Below are 1,179 nucleotides of genomic sequence, written 5' to 3' on the forward strand. Positions count from 1 at the left end.
CCAGGCCGAGGCCGCCTGGGCGGAGGGCGAGCGCCAGGCCGAGGCCGCATGGGAAGCCGGCCGGCAACAGGCAACCGCCGCCTGGGACTCCGGACAGCTCCGGGCCACGGCCCAACTCGGCGTCGCCCGCCGGACCCTCACCGAACAGACCCTGGCGAACCAGCGGGCGGTGCGGCGGGCGGCGTACGTCACGTACCTGAGCTGCACCGACAGTGCCCAACAGGCGTTGGCGGCCTGGCAGAGCGCCATCGGCACCGCGGACGAGGCGCCGCGACGGCGGGAGTTCGACGCCGCTGTGGGCGCGGTCGCCGAGGCACTGAACGTCGTACGCCTCGAAGGTCCCCCCGCCGTGGCGGGTAGGCCTCTGACCCGGTGGGAGCTGCAAGGACCGCGTCGGCGCCTTCTGCCTGCCGACTAGAAGAGGCGGGCGCGCATGTGCTGCGTGAGGTTCTCCAGGATCTCGCGCAGCCACGGGCTGCGGACGGCCGGCAGCCGGACCAGGGCGTGCTGGAACGCTCCCGGATCTGCCCGGAACAGGTGACGGGGGCGCTGCGCGGGCGGGTCGTCGCGGAGGACGCCGTCGGGCATGCCGCCCGACGCAGGGACGGGCAAGTACGGCTCGGGGGAGGCCAGCCACAGCCATATCCCGAAGGGCAGCGGCACCGAGTATGCCGAGGCGGCCGGGCCGGACGGGGTCCAGGTCTCCCCCGTCTGCGGATGGGTGGGCACGAGGAGGATGTCGGCGCCGGGCCTTGCGCGCACGCCGGAACCCGAACCCGGCAGCCTCCGCGGACGGGGCGGCGGTCGATGCTGCCGCCCAGGCCCAGGCCGGATCGGGGCCGCGTCCCGGCCCGGACACTCCGGAGAAGGACCACAACGCATGGGGCCAGGCCGTTGCGGCCGTGGCCGTGTTCGGGGCACTCGCGGCCGCGCTGTGGGTGGGCCCACGCGTGATGCCGTCCGACGTCAGCACCCCGCAGCCCGCCTCGTGTTCGGGCGGGGCACACGAGGAGCTGCCGAAGGCCTACAAGCAGACGCCCCGGCCTGTGACCGGTGAAGAGCTGTGCAAGGCGCTCAACCGACCCGACCTGGCCGGGCTTCTGGGTCGTGTCCCCGGTCGTGGTGTAGCCGATCACGGTCCGTCGCTTCCGCTTTGGAGCCGTCCGGTACGTGCCGCAG

1 protein-coding gene and 2 pseudogenes are annotated in these 1,179 nt (G+C 74.2%); 2 read left to right on the plus strand and 1 reads right to left on the minus strand.

Annotation, left to right across the window (positions count from 1 at the left end; all coding sequences use genetic code 11):
• Positions 1-418, plus strand: a pseudogene (locus O3Q52_RS53310) (hypothetical protein); the annotation flags it as partial.
• On the opposite strand, the pseudogene O3Q52_RS53315 reads toward O3Q52_RS53310, so the two are convergent.
• Positions 415-744, minus strand: a pseudogene (locus tag O3Q52_RS53315) (hypothetical protein); the annotation flags it as partial. The pseudogenes O3Q52_RS53310 and O3Q52_RS53315 sit on opposite strands and share 4 nt — an antisense overlap.
• 8 nt (positions 745-752) lie before the next feature.
• Between O3Q52_RS53315 and O3Q52_RS53320 the strand changes: the two are divergent.
• On the plus strand, positions 753-1,179 hold a 427-nt coding region (locus O3Q52_RS53320), incomplete at its 3' end, for a DUF6215 domain-containing protein (protein WP_269655577.1).

The organism is Streptomyces sp. ActVer, assembly GCF_027270795.1.
In the GTDB taxonomy this organism is placed as follows: Bacteria; Actinomycetota; Actinomycetes; order Streptomycetales; family Streptomycetaceae; genus Streptomyces; species Streptomyces umbrinus_A.